The sequence below is a fragment of the Aeromicrobium panaciterrae genome, from assembly GCF_031457275.1.
Classification (GTDB): domain Bacteria; phylum Actinomycetota; class Actinomycetes; order Propionibacteriales; family Nocardioidaceae; genus Aeromicrobium; species Aeromicrobium panaciterrae_A.
In genome coordinates this window covers 42,520-58,419 of the sequence record NZ_JAVDWH010000001.1, presented here as the reverse complement: position 1 = coordinate 58,419, position 15,900 = coordinate 42,520, and the positions used below count along the sequence as shown (strand labels likewise).

Sequence of the window (15,900 nt, the reverse complement as noted above, 5' to 3'; positions counted from 1 at the left end):
CCGCCTATTCTCGGCCGTTGGAGTTCATGTTGACGTCGTCCCAGGCGGCCTCTGCGCCGCTGTGACCGATCCGACCGACTTGCACAGTGGTTCCTGCTGCGGCGACGAGAGCCGCAACGACGAGGATCGTGGGAATCGCCCGGCTGGTGGCCGGTGTCTCCCCGTTGCGCCGGTGCAGAACGTAGCTCGCCAGCGCGACCACGGCAAGAGCGATCATCCAGGGCAACAGGGCCTCGGCCATCTCGGTGTGCTTCTCGAGCAGTGCCGTCTCGGCTACATGCTCTTCGAGCGTCTCTCCGGTCGACGTCGACAGAGGTACGAGGATGACCCCGAGCGCGCTGGCAGCCAGCGGAAGGGGCCCGGCCCATCGCCGAACCTTGCTGTTTGCCGTGGCAAGCAGGACCAGGAGCGCAGCGAGCGGAACCACGACCACGGTCGCGTGAACGATCAACGGGTGGAGTGGAAGTCCGAAGAAGTCGTTTGGCATGTCGAGTCCTTTGATGTGTCGTACTGGATGGGTCAGTGACCGGAGACTCGGCGTCCGGCGATTGAGTTGATCGAGATGCGAATGACGAGGGGGCGAACGCCGCCAGCCCAGGGTCGAAGGCGGCCGTGGCTCAGCACCATGTTGATCGTTGCGCGGTCCTCAACCAGCAACGCAGGTCCCTTGACCGTGACATTCCAACCATCGCGGTACGTGTCGTCGTGGTGGTCGGCGCCGAATGCCACATCATCGTGTCCGCGTGCCAGCTGAGCCAGGAATCCGTCGGACACTGTGCGGAAGTAGACGACGCCGTCGATGACGGCGAAGTTGACCGGCACGAGTTGTTGGCCTTCGTCGTTGACGAATGCCACTCTGCCGACCGTTGTGGTCGTCAGAAGGAACCTGCACTCGTCTTCAGGTATGTCGATGATCTTGCCTCGCCGTAGGTCCTCGTGAGTTGTCATGACAGCCCTTTCGGGTCGGTGTCCGCCGTCGTTACGCGACGGACCGCATACTTGGCGCAGTCGTACCTCGTGAGCGACGAAGGAGTGCAATGAGCGAATCGATTCCTGGTGGTGAAGACAGGGGACACCCGGCTGTCTTGGCCTTTCATCAGAGCCGTACGGCCGACGTTCAGCTGCGTCTCGCGGACGCGATCACGACGTTCGCGGGGTCCATGCCATTCGTGTATGCGCACGTCGTGGCGTTCGCATTGTGGATGCTGCTTGCGGAGTCGAGCCCGTGGCCGACTCTGACGCTGGTGGTCTCGCTGGAAGCGATCTTCCTGTCGACGTTCGTCATGATCGGGCAGAACCGCCAGGCCGAGTTCCAAAGAGCGAAGGCGGACCACGACTTCGTCGAGCAGGAGCTCGAGCTCAAGACAAACACGGAACTGACCCGCGCCATCCATGTCCTGACCACCGAACTTCATCGGCGCATCATCGACGATCCTGAACAGCGGACGTCGTGATTGCGGCGTGACAGCTCCCTCCACCATCACGTCACGTGCACTCATGTCCTGCTCCCTTCATACGCGGCCGCCTTCGCGGCGTGCCCGTCTTCCCCGCGTCTGGGGGGTTGGTGGTCCTGCCACCTCACGGCTCCGACGGGCTCGCTGATTCCACTATTTCGAGAGTTGAAGGGCGAACACACAGTCGTTGAGCACCACTCGCCAGGACCTTGGTCCTACGCCTGCCGGTGGCTGTGACCGTGGTCGGCGGCATAGGCGCTGAACACCTCGTCCCGGCTGCCGCTGAGGTCAAGGAACTTGGCGTCAACGGATTCGGCAAGGTCGTCCAGGGCGGCGGCAAGTACGCGTACCGCCAACAGCACAGCAGGCGAGTTCGAACTCCCGGCGGCTTCGAGTAGCTCGACCGCATATCCGAGGTTTGCGGGTAGCGACGCGTCGGCGTCGTCCTCCCTGAAGAAGTAGATCTCCGCGTACTCCTCAAGATCTACTCGTACGTCAATCACGCTCTTAGTGAGCGATTCGAGAAGTTGCACTGTCGCTGCCGCATCGAGCTCCGCGATTGTTTCGCGTGCTCTCGCTCGCCGGAGAAGGTTGAGTCGTACCGCGAGAGTTCGCCGGCGCGTCAGTGCCGGGTAGACCTGCATCACCCAGGACAGGGCAACTGTCAGCAGGGCGAGCCCAAACAGCGCCTCCAGAGGACTAACTATCCGCAGCCAGCCGTTGCTGGGAACCACGTCGCCGAGGCCCAATGTGGAGATGTTCACTAGGGAGATGTACGCAGACTCGAGCCAGGTCTGCAGCAGCCCGCGCGGCGGCTCGGAGATGAAAGTGAATCCTGACGGAATCTGTGGCCAGTAGATGAGAGCCCATCCGAGGGCGGCGAACAGACCCCAGACTGCGATGACACCGAGCATCGCGACAGGCCCGGCAAGCGACGCACGTCGGCGATGCCTGGATATCTTCCAGATCGGCCTCAGCACAGCCCTGCTCACGAATCCCTGAGTTCCGGGCCGGGCGAGTGTTCGGAAGATGTCACGGAGCACCCATGCAAGCACGAGACAGCCAGCAAGGCTGACCAACCACGCGGCGAGGTCACTCATGGCACGCCTGAGTTGCCCAAACGGTCGTCATCACCCGTTCAGTGTGGCGTTCGTCGTGCGCGGCCTTTCAGGGTCACTCGTCCGCCTGAGCGAGGACCTTTGGCACTCAGCCCGGCGCATCTTCGTGGCTAGCGTCGAGACATGACCATCAACGAGACCATTGACGTCAGTAGGGGGACTAGCGCGGCCAGCACGAAAGACGAGTCTGACGAGCAGCGAGAGGAGTTCGCACTCCCTCATATCACCGTCGGAATCTTCGAAGGGCGCTACAAGGGTGCGCTTGCCTATGCGCTTCGGTCTGCGCTGGGACGTCCTGCGACGATCGACGTGGCTCCTGCACGGATGGAGGAAGCGTCGTCTGAGGTCCCGCTCGACGTCGTCGAGCTGCTGGGTCCTGCCGGCGACAGACTGGTCGTGGCGACCGAGAAGTCCGACATGTTGGTCGTTGAAGTGTCGGATTCCGTGATCGAACGTCTTTCCGATCCTCAGCTGGCACGGCTGCGACGACACACTAAGTGCTTGTTGGTCGAGGTGAACTCAACTGGCCAGGTGGTACGCGTTGCCGGACCAATTGCAGGAATCTTCTCGATCGTCCCACCGGGCGAGGGAATGCATGTTCACACAGGAACAGACCATGCGACACGAGTTCCGCCGCCCGCGGCCTGAAGAATCTCGAAAGTTCCACCACGCGCTTCGGCCCGATCTCGGAGATTTGCCAGACCGCTGAGACGTGGGGTCTTGCCGGGTCCAACCCCGTCGTCAATGACCTCAATCGTCACCCTGCCAGCGATCGCGGAGACGCTGATCTGCACGTGGGTAGCTTCAGCGTGGCGTACTGCGTTGGCAAGAGCCTCGGTGACCGCGGCCGACACGTCGTCGGTGAGCGCGGCGTCAGCCATCAGGTCCACGGGTCCGAGGAAGGTGACGCGCGGCTTGTTGGGCAACTGATCGCCTGAGCGGTCGACAATTTCGAGGATCCGCGCCCGGAGGCTTGCCGAGGTGGATTCGGCATCGCGCCTGATGGCGAAAATACTCTGTCGGATCTGGGCGATGGCGCCGTCAATCTCTCGGATTTGATCCATGATCTTGTCGGCCGTGCCAGCGTCGGCTCCGGCCGCCGTGGCCTGGAGGTTGAGACCGGTCGCGAAGAGGCGCTGGATGACATGGTCATGGAGGTCGCGTGCGATGCGGGAGCGGTCCTCGAGCAGTTCCATACGCCGACGCGTCAGGTGAATCTCTGTGCGATCCAGCGCCAGGCTGATGTGGCCAGCGAAGGACACCCCCATGTCGAGGTCTCGTGGAGCGAACGGAGGCCTGTCGCTTGTGCGAGCTACACACAGCACGCCTGTAGCGGTCTCGCTCGAGCTGAACGGGATGATCATCGCGTTGCCGAGCTGAGTCTGCTCGTCGAATCCGTGCGCTGGGTGCAGGGAGAGATTGCCAACGATGGCCGGCTCGCCGGTGCGCATCGGCTCGGCTGCAGAGGTCCCTTCCACGGCGAAGGTAGAGGCGAGCAGAGAGTCGGCGCCAAGACCGACTGCTCGTTCAACCATGAGCTCGTCACTTGACCCTGGGCTCAACGCGACGCTCACCAGGTCTGCCTGTGCCAGATCGCGGAGTCGCTCGATCAGTGCGTCAAGTTCGTCTCCCTCGTCGGCCGACATGAGTCGGCGCGACACGTCGACCAGAGCCGTCGACCAGCGGGCTCGGTACTCAGAATCCTCGAACAGTCGGGCATTCTCGATCGCGATGCCTGCTGTCGCTGCCAACGCCTGCGCGAGCTCTTCGTCATCCGCGGAGAACTGGCCGTTCTTGCTGTCAGTCAGATAGAGATTGCCGAAGACTTTCTCGCGCACTCGAATCGGTACTCCGATGAAACTGTCCATCGGTGGGTGATGGGCCGGGAATCCGCTGGATCTTGCATCTGAAGATATGGATGCGAGGCGCACCGGTTGCGGGTCGTCGATGAGTGCGCCGAGAAGCCCCTTGCCCTCTGGCAGGTGTTCAATTTGGGCAACGATGTTGTCCGCCATACCGACGTGGATGAATTGCTCAAGACGTCGCTCGTCGCCGACCACGCCCATCGCGCCGTAGCGCGCCTGGATCAGGTCGACGCCGATTTCCACGATGCGGCGCAGCAGCGTGGGGAGATCCAAGTTGCTCGTCAGGTCATTGTTGACCCGGATGAGCTCTCGGAGGCGCGCCTGCGCGCTCATGACTTCGCCAGCCTGCTCGACGAACTGCCTTAACAAGACCTCGGACTCAAGCTGCGGGCCGTCAGGGCTTGGACGCTTTGCGCCCATGTCCCTCCTCATTGTCAATCGGTGCTCCTAGTCCACACCGTACGCCTGCATTGGTCCGCCGAGCCCGCCATGGTCCGCATGCTTCGCGCCGGCAGATGCGGGACCTTTGTCCCCCTGATCATGGTCGCGTGACCATTTCGTCGCCAACCGGGGTGGCAGATGCTCGAATACAACACGCCTCAGGAGGAGCCATGAGCAGCCCCACGCCACCCGTCGTCGTAGCCATTGCCGACAAGCAGCCGAGCGCGCTGCGATTCGCAATCAGTGAGGCGCGTGCGTTTGGTGCACCTCTGCGGGTTGTGTATGCCTACGGCGTACCTGCGCGGGCTTCGCAGTTCAATCCTGTGCCGGATCGCATCGTCCGCGAGCTTCGTGCGGTCGGCGAGGCCGTGCTGGACGCTGCCAAGCTGCTTGTGGACGAGGTCGACCCGAAACTGAGCGTCGAGTTCGTGTTGTCCAGCCATATTCCTCTCGACGCACTCTCGCTTGAGGCGGCATCTGCGCGCGTGATGGTTCTCGGTTCCGATGACGTGCCCTGGTACGACCGGCTGTTGCGCACCAAGATCGCCGGATACCTCGCTCGGTATGCGCTGTGCCCGGTGATCGTTGTACCTGAGCTGGAATTCCCGGTCGACCCCGGCGGTGAAGTCGTACTTACGCTCGACGGGGACACGGCCGCGACAGGGCCGGTGCGTTTGGCTTTCGAGGAGGCGAACGCGCGCGACTGCGTCCTCCATGTCCTTCATTGCACGCCTCCCGGAACACTTGGGGTGGACGTCGAGGCAGCGCGCGCCAACGTCGCCGAAGTGGTGGCAGGTTGGTGTGAGACCTACCCAGACGTCGCCGTGCTCGAAGCCGACGCGATTGGCGACACGGCGGAGACGATTGCTCGCGCGACCCGGAATGCAGAACTCGTCGTCGTCGGTCGTCCCCACGACCACGTGATTTCGTTCCCGCTCTCACAGCCTGTTGCCATCGAGGTTCTACGTAAGGCGAAATGCCCGGTGGCTGTCGTTCCTGCCACGTACTAGCGAGCGATGCGCCTAGACAAGCTGACGATCAGGACCTGATCGTCAGCTCGTCTGCGTCGGTCTCGTGGTCGACAGTCACTGTGGTGCCATCGTGCACGTCGCCTGAGAGCAGCATCCGGGCGAGCTTGTCGCCGATTGCCTGCTGCACAAGACGACGCAACGGGCGTGCGCCGTACGCGGGATCCCAGCCGGTCACCGCAAGCCACTCGCGGGCGGCGGGGGTCACATCCAGCGTGATCCGGCGCGCGTCGAGGCGCTTAGCCAGCGAACTGACCTGGAGGTCGACGATGTGTGCCAGCTCCTTGGTACCCAACGGATCGAACATCACGATCTCGTCGAGACGGTTGAGGAACTCGGGCTTGAACGAGGTCTTAACCACGTTCATCACCGCGTCGCGCTTGGCGTCGTCGTCCAGAGCCGAGTCGGCGAGGAACATCGAACCCAGATTGGACGTCAGGATCAGGATGACGTTGCGGAAGTCGACCGTACGTCCCTGGCCGTCGGTCAACCGTCCGTCGTCGAGCACCTGCAGCAGGATGTCGAACACTTCGGGGTGTGCCTTTTCGACCTCATCGAGGAGGACCACGGAGTAGGGGCGTCGGCGTACAGCCTCAGTCAGTTGACCGCCTTCGTCGTATCCCACATAGCCGGGAGGTGCACCGACCAATCGGCTCACGCTGTGCTTCTCGGAGTACTCGCTCATGTCGACGCGAACGATCGCTCGCTCATCGTCGAACAGGAACTCCGCCAGCGTCTTGGCGAGCTCGGTCTTGCCCACGCCGGTCGGTCCAAGGAACAGGAACGAGCCCATGGGCCGGTCAGGATCGGAGATTCCCGCACGTGAGCGACGTACGGCATCGGACACCGCTGCGACGGCCGTCGTCTGACCGATCAGGCGCTTGCCCAACTCGTCCTCCATACGGAGGAGCTTTCCGGTCTCGCCCTCAAGGAGGCGGCCGGTCGGAATGCCGGTCCAGGAGGCGACGACCTCGGCGATGTCATCGGCGCCGACTTCTTCGTGCACCATCGACTCGCCGTCCTGTGCTGCCTCGACCGCCTGGGCGTCTTCAAGCTGCTTCTCCATGTTGGGGATCTCGCTGTAGAACAGTCGACTTGAGGTCTCGAGATCTCCTTCGCGCTGGGCGCGTGCCGCCGCGATTCGGACTTCGTCAATACGTTCCTTGATCTCGCCAACGGCGTTGAGTGCCTGCTTCTCGCGCTCCCACCTGGTCTCGAGCGCACGCAGCGCCTCCTGCTTGTCGGCGAGCTCGACTCGCAGTTTCTTGAGGCGTTCCTTGCTTGCCGCGTCCGACTCCTTGTCGAGATGCAGTTCCTCCATGCGCAAGCGGTCGACGGCTCGGCGTAGTGCATCGATCTCGACGGGGCTCGAGTCGATCTCCATGCGGAGCCGACTGCTGGCTTCATCGATCAGGTCAATGGCCTTGTCGGGCAGCTGGCGGCCCGGAATGTAGCGGTCGGACAGTGTCGCCGCCGCGACGAGGGCAGCATCCGAGATCGAGACTTTGTGGTGTGCCTCGTAGCGCTCCTTGAGTCCACGCAGGATTGCGATGGTGTCCTCAGGGCTCGGCTCGCCGACGAAGACCTGCTGGAAGCGACGCTCGAGTGCTGGGTCCTTCTCAATGCGCTCGCGGTACTCGTCGAGCGTTGTGGCACCAATCATTCGCAGCTCGCCGCGAGCCAGCATGGGCTTGAGCATGTTGCCGGCGTCCATTGACGAGTCTCCGCCTGCTCCGGCGCCCACGACGGTGTGAAGCTCGTCGATGAATGTAATGACCTGGCCCTCGGACTCTTTGATCTCGGTGAGCACAGCCTTGAGGCGCTCTTCGAACTCGCCTCGGTACTTGGCTCCCGCGACCATCGCCGCGAGGTCGAGAGAGATCAGTCGACGTCCGCGAAGTGACTCCGGAACGTCACCGGCAACGATGCGCTGGGCGAGGCCTTCGACGACGGCGGTTTTGCCAACGCCGGGCTCTCCGATCAAGACGGGGTTGTTCTTGGTGCGTCGCGAAAGGACCTGGATGACTCGGCGAATCTCACTGTCGCGGCCGATGACGGGGTCGAGCTTGCCCTCTCGGGCCACAGCGGTCAGGTCGACGCCGTACTTCTCGAGAGATTGGTAGGTGTCCTCTGCGTCAGCGCTCGTCACGTGGGCGTTGCCACGCACGGCAGTGAACGCTGCCTGCAACGCATCGGCTGTGGCTCCCGCGTCGTTCAGGACTGTCTTGGCGGGAGAGTCAACGGTTGCCACGCCAACAACGAGATGCTCGGTGGAAACGAAGTCATCCCCCAGTTGATCGGCGAGGTCCTGGGCGCGCTGGAGGACTTCGTGCGTCGCACGACTGAGCCCCGGGTTCTGGACGTTTGCGCCACGTGCAGATGGCAAGGCGTCGAGGGCGGTCTTCAGACCGCTCAGAACTGCTTGCGTATCTACGCCGGCGGCCTGAATGAGTGGGGCAGCGGTTCCGCCGTCCTGGGTCAGGAGAGCAGTGAGCAGGTGGGTAGGTTCCACGGCGGGGTGTCCGGAAGCGGCTGCTGACGAAATTGCGCTGCCGAGCGCCTGCTGGCTGCGAGTGGTGAACTTGGCGAGATCCATCTGGTCCTCCTCAAAGGGTGTGCGTCATCTTGTTCAACGTCCCCAAAGTTGAGTCCATTCCACTCAACTTTAGGATCTTTGGGCTGCCGCGGTGAGAACTGGCTCACCCGGATGATCGGTTGTTGGGGATGGGTCGAAGGGGGAGACGACACTGACGACCTCGTCGCAGGCGTTGAGCACCTCAGCCGAGTGGGAGATCAGCACGATCGCGTGACCTCGCCTCAGCGACAGGATGTCGGCGATCATCTGCGCCGCTGCTTCTCGGTCGAGATGCTCGGTCGGTTCGTCGAAGATCAAGACCTTGTGCTGGCCTAGCAGCAGACGCGCCATGGAGAGTCGCTGTCGCTCACCTCCGCTGAGCGAGCTGCCGAGGTTGCCAATGACCGTGTCGAGTCCGGCAGGCATACGTTCGAGCAGCGGGCGCAGACCTACTCGAGTGAGGACGGACTGCATGGCGTCATCGTCAGCGTCCGGCGCTGCAACCCTGAGGTTCTCGCGAATCGTCGTGTCGAACAGGACGTCATCTTGTCCGCAGAGACCGACCCTGGCCCGTACGTCGTGGCCGTCGAGATCGCGATAGTCGATCCCGCCAAGAGCCAGACTTCCCCAACGCGGGGGGATCAACTTGACCAGCGTGAGCGCAAGAGTCGACTTGCCGACGCCACTGACGCCGCTGAGTCCAACGATGTGACCTGATGTCAGCTTGACCGACACCGGTCGTGTCAGAGACGAGTCCCATCCGGCGACAACTCCGCGCAGGACAAGCTCATTGCTAATGGGGAGTGGAACTGCTGCCGGTGGGTCGATGACGGGAGCCTGCAGGTCGTCGAGTTGGGCTAGACGCTGGCGGGCAGCTTGCACGGCGGGTCGGAGGCGTTCAGCTTCGAGCACACTGAGTAGAGGCTCGAGCAGCGCGACGGGGGCGAGGAGGACTACACCGGCCATGACGGGTGCAAACCCACCCGCCGCGAAGGCGATCGTTGCCGTGGCGGCACCTGTGGAGACCAGCACCAGGGCGGATCCAATCCCCGCCAACCAGCCTGTGCGGAGCTGGTTGCGCGCCTGACGGTCGATGGCCTCATGCAAGCGTCGAGTGAACGGTGCGGCCGCGCCGTACGCGACAAGATCGCGTGACGTGGATGCCAGAACAGCGCTCTCGGCCGACATCGTGCTGCGAGCCTTCGACGCGTCGATCGAGTCTCCCCGAACCGCCGTGGCAATTCCGAGACGCGCGATGGTGAAGCACGCGAGAGCGTGACCAACGATGACGAGTGCAGCCACGGGCGAGATCCAGGCGACGACTGCTGTCACCACAACACAACTGGTGATCGCATAGATCCACGGAAGCCTGATTCGGAGGAGAGCGTCCTGAGACGTCGTCACGTCGGAGACGACGCGGCTGATGATGTCTCCGCGGCGCTGCCGGGGCAAGCCGGTCGGCGCGGAGCGCTCGAGGTTTTGGTAGGCGTGAACTCGGTCGTCGATCATGCGACTCAGCGCAACATGATGTGTCAACAGTCGTTCCGCGTAGCGAAAGACAGCTCGACCGACGCCGAAGAACCGGACCGAAACGATTGCCACCATCAGGTAGAGCACAGGTGGGTGCTCGGCGGCACGCACGATCAACCAGGCCGACGTGAGCAGCAGTCCGACGCTGCTGAGCTGCGAAGCGCTCCCCAGGACGGCTCCCGCGACAAGTCGACGGTTCATGCGATCACGGCTGTCGGCGTCTGCACCCTGATCACTCGAGTCGCTGCGCTGATGGTCGCCTGCCGATGTGCCACGACGACGACGGTGGCGTCGAGCGCGGCCAGTGAGGCAAGCACGGATGCCTCGCGGTCGTCGTCGAGGCCGGCGGTGGGCTCGTCGAGAAGAACGAGCTGTGCACCGCCTACGCGAACTCGCAGCAGTGCGCGAGCAACGGCGATGCGTCGTCGCTCGCCAGCAGACACGTCGCTTCCTGCCTCGCTGACGGTGCGCGACAGCGGGAGGTCGGCGGCGCCGGCATCGTCCAGCGCCTGGCGGACGTTCACATCGCTCGCGACGGCGCATGCAAGTCGAACGTTGTCGGAGATGGTTCCGGCGATCAGTCCTGGGACCTGCGGGACCCATGCGATCTGGTGACGCCATTGGTCAGGGTCAATCTCGCGCAGGTCGGTGCCCGCAACGGTGATGTGTCCTGCGGTCGGAACAATGAACGAGAGCATCACGTCCAGCAGGGTCGACTTGCCGCACCCTGTGGGTCCCACCACCGCGACGTACTCGCCTGGGTGGATCTCGAGTTCATCGATCACCAGCGAGGGCGTCGAACGGCTGGGGTGCTGGACGGACACGTTGCTAAGCCGGATGGTCGACGTCCGAAGGCTGGGCGCGTTCTGGCCCCCGGTTTGTCGGTCGTGGTCCAGTAGGTCGAGCGCCACGGTGACCGCGGCTGCGCCTTCGGTGCTGTCATGGAACATCATGCCGAGCTGACGTACTGGCAGATATGCCTCGGGTGCCAGGAGCAGCACGATCAGGGCCGGTCGAAGATCCATGCCTCCGTCCACCACGCGAAGTCCGACGCTGACCGCGACCAACGCGACCGACAGGGTGGCGACAAGCTCGAGTACCAGCGAGGACAGGAACGCCAGCCGAAGCGAGCGCATCGTCTCATCGCGGTGCCGCTGACCTACGGCAGTCAGGTTTCGTTCCTGGCGGCGACCGAAGAGCTTGAGCACGACCAGACCGTCGAGGACCTGTGCGAAGTGCAGACTGAGTCGTTCCAATGACTCCCAGCGTCGGCTGAGCTTGTCTCGCGTCATGAGTCCGATGAGCACCATGAATGCGACGCTGAGGGGGAGGGTGATGGCGACGATCGCGGCGGACGCAGGGTCGACGAAGAACATGGTCGCGATGACGACCGGTGGTACCAGGCAGACCAGCACCAGCTGTGGGAGGAACCGAGACACGTACCCGTCGAATGCGTCGAAGCCGGGACCCATGATGGCCGTAACCGCAGCTGGGTCCGGCGCAGGACCAAGGCGGCGAGCGTCCAAAAGGTCGTTCGCCAGTTCGTGGCGCAACTCGGCCTTGACTGTGACCGCGGCGCGTTCGGAAACCGAGGAATTGGCCCAGTGCAGCAGTCCACGAACCAGGAAAACTCCGGCCAGAGCCCACGCGGTGTGGGTCAACGGCCGAGATGAGAACAACTGGTCGACCAGGGTGGCGATGACGACAGCCTGAGCGATGACGGTTCCGGCCGAAGCCAGTCCGAGGCCCGCAGTGAGAACGAGCAGCGACCGTACGCCATGGGATCGGCCGACGAGCCTCGGGTCCAGCGGCTTCACCGAGCCAGCACCTCGGTTGGGATGTGCTGGACGCCGATGCGCTTGCGGAAAACCCAATAGGACCAGCTCTGGTACATCAGGACGATGGGCGTGAAGATCACGGCAACCCACGACATGATCACCAGCGTGTAGTGGGTGGACGAGGCATTCGTGGTCGTCAGATTCCAGGCGCTGTTGAGCGAGGACGGCATGACATCGGGGAACAGCCCAACGAAGAGCATGATCGCGACGAACGCGATCGTCAGACTGGTCGCGATGAACGCGAGCATCTCGCGGTGGGCCAGTGCGAGTGCGAGCGAGGCGACGCACGAGATCACGGCCAGGAGCCCGAACAGCCAGACGGCGAACGCGCCCTGATCGATCCCAGTCCAGACGATGAATGCGACTGCCGGACCAGCGGCGCCGACTCCGACCTTCACCCCAAGCTTGGTTGCGCGGTGACGGATGTCTCCGACCGTTTTAAGGGCTACGAAGAAGCATCCGTGGACGAAGAAGACGGCCAACGTCACGACGCCGGCGAGCAAGGCGTACGGGTTGAGGAGGTCGAAGAACGTCCCGACATACTCGTGGTTCTTGTCGATCGGTACGCCACGGACGATGTTGGCGAGCGCGACTCCCCAGAGAAGTGCGGGCACTGCAGAGCCGACGACGATGGCAATGTCCCAGTTGCGTCGCCAAGCGCGTTCGTTGCGCTTGCCGCGGAACTCGAAGGCCACACCGCGGACGATGAGAGCGATGAGGATCAGCAGCAAAGGAAGGTAGAACCCGCTGAACAAGGTGGCGTACCACTCGGGAAAGGCGGCGAACGTCGCGCCGCCGGCAACGAGCAGCCAGACCTCGTTTCCGTCCCAGAGCGGACCGATCGTATTGATGAGTACCCGGCGCTCGGTGTCGTCCTGGGCCAGCGCCCCGACGAGCATGCCGACGCCGAAATCGAATCCCTCGAGCACGAGATAGCCGATCCACAGCACTGCAATGAGGATGAACCAGAAGGTGGTGAGTTCCATGAGTCAGGTCCGATCAGTAGGCGAAGGCGAGGGGTGCGTCGATGTCGTCGTCCCCGGGAGATTCGGTCGGAATCTCAGGAAGGCCGCGCTGGATGTACATCAGCAGCAGCTTGACCTCGACGATCGCCAGGACTCCGTAGATGACCGTGAAAGCGATCAGCGAGGTGAGAACCTCGGCCAAGGTCGTGCCAGGGGAGACTCCCGCAGAGGTGGGCATCAGCCCGAACACGATCCACGGCTGACGACCCATCTCGGTGAAGATCCAGCCGAAGGAGTTGGCGAAGAGCGGTAGCAGCGGAAGCACGATCGCCGTGCGAAGAAGCCAGCGTCCGCTGGGAACTCGCCCGCGCCGGGTGGCCCACAGCATCCACGCACCTGCCGCCATAGCGAGGCCGCCCAACGTAATCATGATGCGGAAAGTCCAGTAGCTGATGGGGATGTTGGGCGAGTAGTCGCCGGCGCCGTATGTCTCCTCGTACTTAGCCTGGAGAGAGTTGATCCCCTCGACCTTGCCGTCGAAGCTTCCGGTGCCGAGATAGGAGAGCAGTCGAGGAACTTCGAGCTTGTAGACCTCCTTTGAGCCGTCCAGTGTGCCGATCGTCAAAATCGAGAACGGAGCTGGCTCGGAGGTTTCGTACAGGCCCTCGGCGGCCGCCATCTTCATTGGCTGCACCTCGGTCATGATCTTGCCTTGGTAGTCACCGGAGACGATCGTGCCGAGACCGGCAACGATCAGAGTCACTGCGCCAAGGCGGAACGCCGTACGAAATGCCTCGGCGTCGCGGTCAGGGTGTTTCATGATCTGCCACATGGCGATTCCGCCGACAAATGCGCCGGCGACCATGAAGCACGCGAAGATCTGGTGAGGGACAGTCGCGAGTAGGACCTTGTTGGTCAACACCGCTCCAAAGTCCGTGAGCTCGGCTCGGCCCTTCTCGGCATTGAACTCGAATCCGACCGGATTCTGCATGAAGGAGTTCGCGGCGAGGATGAAGTACGAAGAAAGCAATGTGCCGACTGCGGCGATCCAGATGGTGGCGAGGTGGACTCTGGGCGTCAGTCGGTCCCATCCGAAGATCCACAGGCCCAAGAAGGTCGACTCCAGGAAGAACGCCAGCAGACCCTCGATCGCGAGCGGAGCGCCGAAGATGTCACCGACGAATCGCGAGTAGTCGCTCCAGTTCATCCCGAACTGGAACTCCTGGACGATGCCGGTCGCAACACCCATGGCGAAGTTGATCAGGAAGAGCTTGCCGAAGAACTTCGTCAGTCGCAGGTACTTCTCCTTGTGGGTACGGAACCAAGCCGTCTGCATACCGGCGACGAGGAAAGACGTGCCGATCGTGATTGGTACGAAAAAGAAGTGGTAGACGGTCGTGATGCCGAATTGCCAGCGTGCGATGTCCAGTGCGTCCATGGGAGAGGGCTTCCGTTTTGTGGCGCCGCGTAGGGCGGCCGGACCGCGGGCCCGCCAGTTCCCGCGGTCGGGGGTCGGCGGATCAGTTCTCCGTCGCGGTTCCGGCGGGCCCGCTGATCCCAATCTGTCGTCTGAGGTGCCGACTCCCCACGGTCGTTGCGCCTGATTCGGAGGGACCTTGGTCCTTAGCGTCGGTTGACCAGCTTGAGCTCGACCTGACTCAGAGTGTTGGTCGACGGTCGGCCCACGGAGCGGCCGCCTCGAGCTGGGCACACAGGCTGAACAGAGCGCCGTCTTGTCCCGGCATCGCTGCGAGCATCACGCCGATAGGCAGTCCTTCGGCGCTCCAATGCAGCGGCAGGCTGGCGGCTGGCTGCCCGCTCATGTTGTAGAGCGCGGTGTACGGCGTGAACAGCAGTTCTCGGTGGTGGTCCTCGATCGGATCGCCAGACTCGTTGAACCACTCGTTGGGCTGTGGAGGCAACGCGAGTGTCGGGGTGAGGAGGGCGTCGTACGACTGCAGACCGGTGATGACCTCACGCGTCGTTGCTTCGAGGAACTGCATCGCTTGGCTGAGCTCGATCGCCGACGCCGTCGCTCCTCGCGCACGCCAGTAGCGCGTGTTCGTGCGCAGCGTCGCCTCGGCCTCCGGCGGAAGGGGTACGCCAGCAATGCCGCTCGACCAGATGATGTTGAACTGCGGCTCGAGTGCCTGGGGGAACGGGTTGGGTATGTCTACGACCTCGTGACCCAACGATTCCAGCAGCGCGCCCGCCGCATCGAAAGCCGCCAATGCGTCCGGTCCGGGCTCGATGCCCTCGAGGTGTGTGGCCGACCAGCGAGCGATACGCAGGCTCCCCGGCTCGCGTCGCGACCACTCCGCGTACGGGATGGCGGGATCGGGGAGAGGGCGTATGTCACCAGGCATCGGGTGGGCGAGGACGTCGAGCAACGCGGCAGCATCGCGGACGGTACGCGTCAGCGGCCCATCAACGGCCAGGCCGCTCCAGTCGCTGCCGAGCGGTCCGGCGCTGACTCGACCGCGGCTCGGCTTGAACCCGATGATGCCGCAGGCGCTCGCCGGGATGCGGATCGATCCGCCGCCGTCGCTTCCTTGCGCGAGCGGCACGAGTCCGGCGGCCACCGCTGCTGCGGCTCCACCACTCGACCCGCCGGCGTTGCGCGAGGTGTCCCATGGCGTACGGGCAGGCCCGATGAGGTCGTTGTCGGTGTAGGACGAGAGACCGAACTCCGGGGTATTGGTCTTGCCGAGGCTGACAAAGCCGGCCTTCTCGATCAGGTCGACGACGTACGCGTTGACCGGCGGCACGAAGTCGCGCATCGCGACCGAGCCCATGGAGGTGGGGATGTCGCGGGTGAACGTGAGGTCCTTGATCGCGATCGGCACTCCAGTGAACGCCGGCGCGTCACCAGCGGTGAGCTTCGCGTCGGCGATCGCGGCTCGCTCGAGGGCCTGCTCGGCCGTGACGGTGATGAAGGCCCCCAGCGCTGCCGAGTGTGAGGCGATGCGATCGAGGTGGTGTTCGACCAGCTCGACCGACGAGACGTCGCGAGCACGGAGCGCCTCGGACTGGGCAATCGCATCGAGCTCGTGCAGTTCGGCCACGAACTGAGCGTAGGCGACACG

13 protein-coding genes are annotated in these 15,900 nt (G+C 63.5%); 3 read left to right on the top strand and 10 right to left on the bottom strand.

Annotation, left to right across the window (positions count from 1 at the left end; genetic code table 11):
• Nucleotides 1-4 precede the first annotated feature (4 nt).
• Both J2X11_RS00260 and J2X11_RS00255 read right to left on the bottom strand, forming a co-directional pair.
• Complete coding sequence (locus J2X11_RS00260; RefSeq protein WP_309965105.1) at nucleotides 5-487, bottom strand: DUF2231 domain-containing protein; 483 nt, start codon at nucleotides 485-487, stop codon at nucleotides 5-7.
• A 32-nt stretch (nucleotides 488-519) separates the two neighbouring features.
• Nucleotides 520-948, bottom strand: a complete 429-nt coding sequence (locus tag J2X11_RS00255) for a pyridoxamine 5'-phosphate oxidase family protein (protein WP_309965101.1) — start codon at nucleotides 946-948, stop codon at nucleotides 520-522.
• Nucleotides 949-1,037: 89 nt separating this feature from the next.
• Between J2X11_RS00255 and J2X11_RS00250 the strand changes: the two genes are divergently transcribed.
• A complete protein-coding gene (locus J2X11_RS00250) occupies nucleotides 1,038-1,454 on the top strand; it encodes a DUF1003 domain-containing protein (protein WP_309965098.1) in 417 nt (138 codons plus the stop codon).
• Between the two features lie 215 nt (nucleotides 1,455-1,669).
• Here J2X11_RS00250 and J2X11_RS00245 read toward each other — a convergent pair whose 3' ends face one another.
• Complete coding sequence (locus tag J2X11_RS00245; RefSeq protein ID WP_309965095.1) at nucleotides 1,670-2,554, bottom strand: potassium channel family protein; 885 nt, start codon at nucleotides 2,552-2,554, stop codon at nucleotides 1,670-1,672.
• A 141-nt stretch (nucleotides 2,555-2,695) separates the two neighbouring features.
• On the opposite strand from J2X11_RS00245, the gene J2X11_RS00240 reads away from it, so the two are divergent.
• Nucleotides 2,696-3,220, top strand: a complete 525-nt coding sequence (locus tag J2X11_RS00240) for a hypothetical protein (RefSeq protein WP_309965090.1) — start codon at nucleotides 2,696-2,698, stop codon at nucleotides 3,218-3,220.
• Here J2X11_RS00240 and J2X11_RS00235 read toward each other — a convergent pair.
• Nucleotides 3,172-4,857 carry a GAF domain-containing sensor histidine kinase gene (locus J2X11_RS00235; RefSeq protein WP_309965087.1) on the bottom strand — a complete coding sequence of 562 codons (1,686 nt, stop codon included), beginning with the start codon at nucleotides 4,855-4,857 and terminating at the stop codon, nucleotides 3,172-3,174. The two genes, J2X11_RS00240 and J2X11_RS00235, sit on opposite strands and share 49 nt — an antisense overlap.
• Nucleotides 4,858-5,048: 191 nt before the next feature.
• On the opposite strand from J2X11_RS00235, the gene J2X11_RS00230 reads away from it, so the two are divergent.
• Nucleotides 5,049-5,888: a universal stress protein gene (locus tag J2X11_RS00230; protein ID WP_309965083.1), complete on the top strand. Its 840-nt coding sequence runs from the start codon at nucleotides 5,049-5,051 to the stop codon at nucleotides 5,886-5,888.
• Between the two features lie 28 nt (nucleotides 5,889-5,916).
• Here the strand turns inward: J2X11_RS00230 and clpB are convergent, their stop codons facing one another.
• From clpB to J2X11_RS00200, 6 genes are all read right to left on the bottom strand, one after another.
• Complete coding sequence (gene clpB, locus J2X11_RS00225; protein WP_309965081.1) at nucleotides 5,917-8,502, bottom strand: ATP-dependent chaperone ClpB; 2,586 nt, start codon at nucleotides 8,500-8,502, stop codon at nucleotides 5,917-5,919.
• Nucleotides 8,503-8,571: 69 nt separating this feature from the next.
• A complete protein-coding gene (cydC, locus tag J2X11_RS00220; protein ID WP_309965078.1) occupies nucleotides 8,572-10,212 on the bottom strand; it encodes a thiol reductant ABC exporter subunit CydC in 1,641 nt (546 codons plus the stop codon).
• Complete coding sequence (gene cydD / locus J2X11_RS00215) at nucleotides 10,209-11,828, bottom strand: thiol reductant ABC exporter subunit CydD (protein WP_309965075.1); 1,620 nt, start codon at nucleotides 11,826-11,828, stop codon at nucleotides 10,209-10,211. The genes cydC and cydD overlap by 4 nt, the downstream gene beginning before the upstream one ends.
• On the bottom strand, nucleotides 11,825-12,835 hold the full coding sequence (gene cydB / locus J2X11_RS00210) for a cytochrome d ubiquinol oxidase subunit II (RefSeq protein WP_309965072.1): 1,011 nt from the start codon (nucleotides 12,833-12,835) through the stop codon (nucleotides 11,825-11,827). The genes cydD and cydB overlap by 4 nt, the downstream gene beginning before the upstream one ends.
• A gap of 13 nt (nucleotides 12,836-12,848) precedes the next feature.
• Nucleotides 12,849-14,252 (bottom strand): cytochrome ubiquinol oxidase subunit I, encoded by a 1,404-nt coding sequence (locus J2X11_RS00205; RefSeq protein ID WP_309965070.1) that lies wholly within the window; start codon nucleotides 14,250-14,252, stop codon nucleotides 12,849-12,851.
• A gap of 220 nt (nucleotides 14,253-14,472) precedes the next feature.
• Nucleotides 14,473-15,879, bottom strand: coding sequence for an amidase (locus tag J2X11_RS00200; protein ID WP_309965067.1), 1,407 nt, complete (start codon nucleotides 15,877-15,879; stop codon nucleotides 14,473-14,475).
• Between the last annotated feature and the right edge of the window lie 21 nt (nucleotides 15,880-15,900).

What these genes read in the sequence shown, in the direction of transcription:
- J2X11_RS00260 (WP_309965105.1), bottom strand. Translation starts at nt 487, where the DNA reads ATGCCAAACGACTTCTTCGGACTTCCACTCCACCCGTTGATCGTTCAC.
- J2X11_RS00205 (WP_309965070.1), bottom strand. Translation starts at nt 14,252, where the DNA reads ATGGACGCACTGGACATCGCACGCTGGCAATTCGGCATCACGACCGTC.
- J2X11_RS00240 (WP_309965090.1), top strand. Translation starts at nt 2,696, where the DNA reads ATGACCATCAACGAGACCATTGACGTCAGTAGGGGGACTAGCGCGGCC.
- J2X11_RS00230 (WP_309965083.1), top strand. Translation starts at nt 5,049, where the DNA reads ATGAGCAGCCCCACGCCACCCGTCGTCGTAGCCATTGCCGACAAGCAG.
- cydB (WP_309965072.1), bottom strand. Translation starts at nt 12,835, where the DNA reads ATGGAACTCACCACCTTCTGGTTCATCCTCATTGCAGTGCTGTGGATC.
- J2X11_RS00235 (WP_309965087.1), bottom strand. Translation starts at nt 4,857, where the DNA reads ATGGGCGCAAAGCGTCCAAGCCCTGACGGCCCGCAGCTTGAGTCCGAG.
- J2X11_RS00245 (WP_309965095.1), bottom strand. Translation starts at nt 2,554, where the DNA reads ATGAGTGACCTCGCCGCGTGGTTGGTCAGCCTTGCTGGCTGTCTCGTG.
- J2X11_RS00250 (WP_309965098.1), top strand. Translation starts at nt 1,038, where the DNA reads ATGAGCGAATCGATTCCTGGTGGTGAAGACAGGGGACACCCGGCTGTC.
- clpB (WP_309965081.1), bottom strand. Translation starts at nt 8,502, where the DNA reads ATGGATCTCGCCAAGTTCACCACTCGCAGCCAGCAGGCGCTCGGCAGC.
- cydC (WP_309965078.1), bottom strand. Translation starts at nt 10,212, where the DNA reads ATGAACCGTCGACTTGTCGCGGGAGCCGTCCTGGGGAGCGCTTCGCAG.
- J2X11_RS00255 (WP_309965101.1), bottom strand. Translation starts at nt 948, where the DNA reads ATGACAACTCACGAGGACCTACGGCGAGGCAAGATCATCGACATACCT.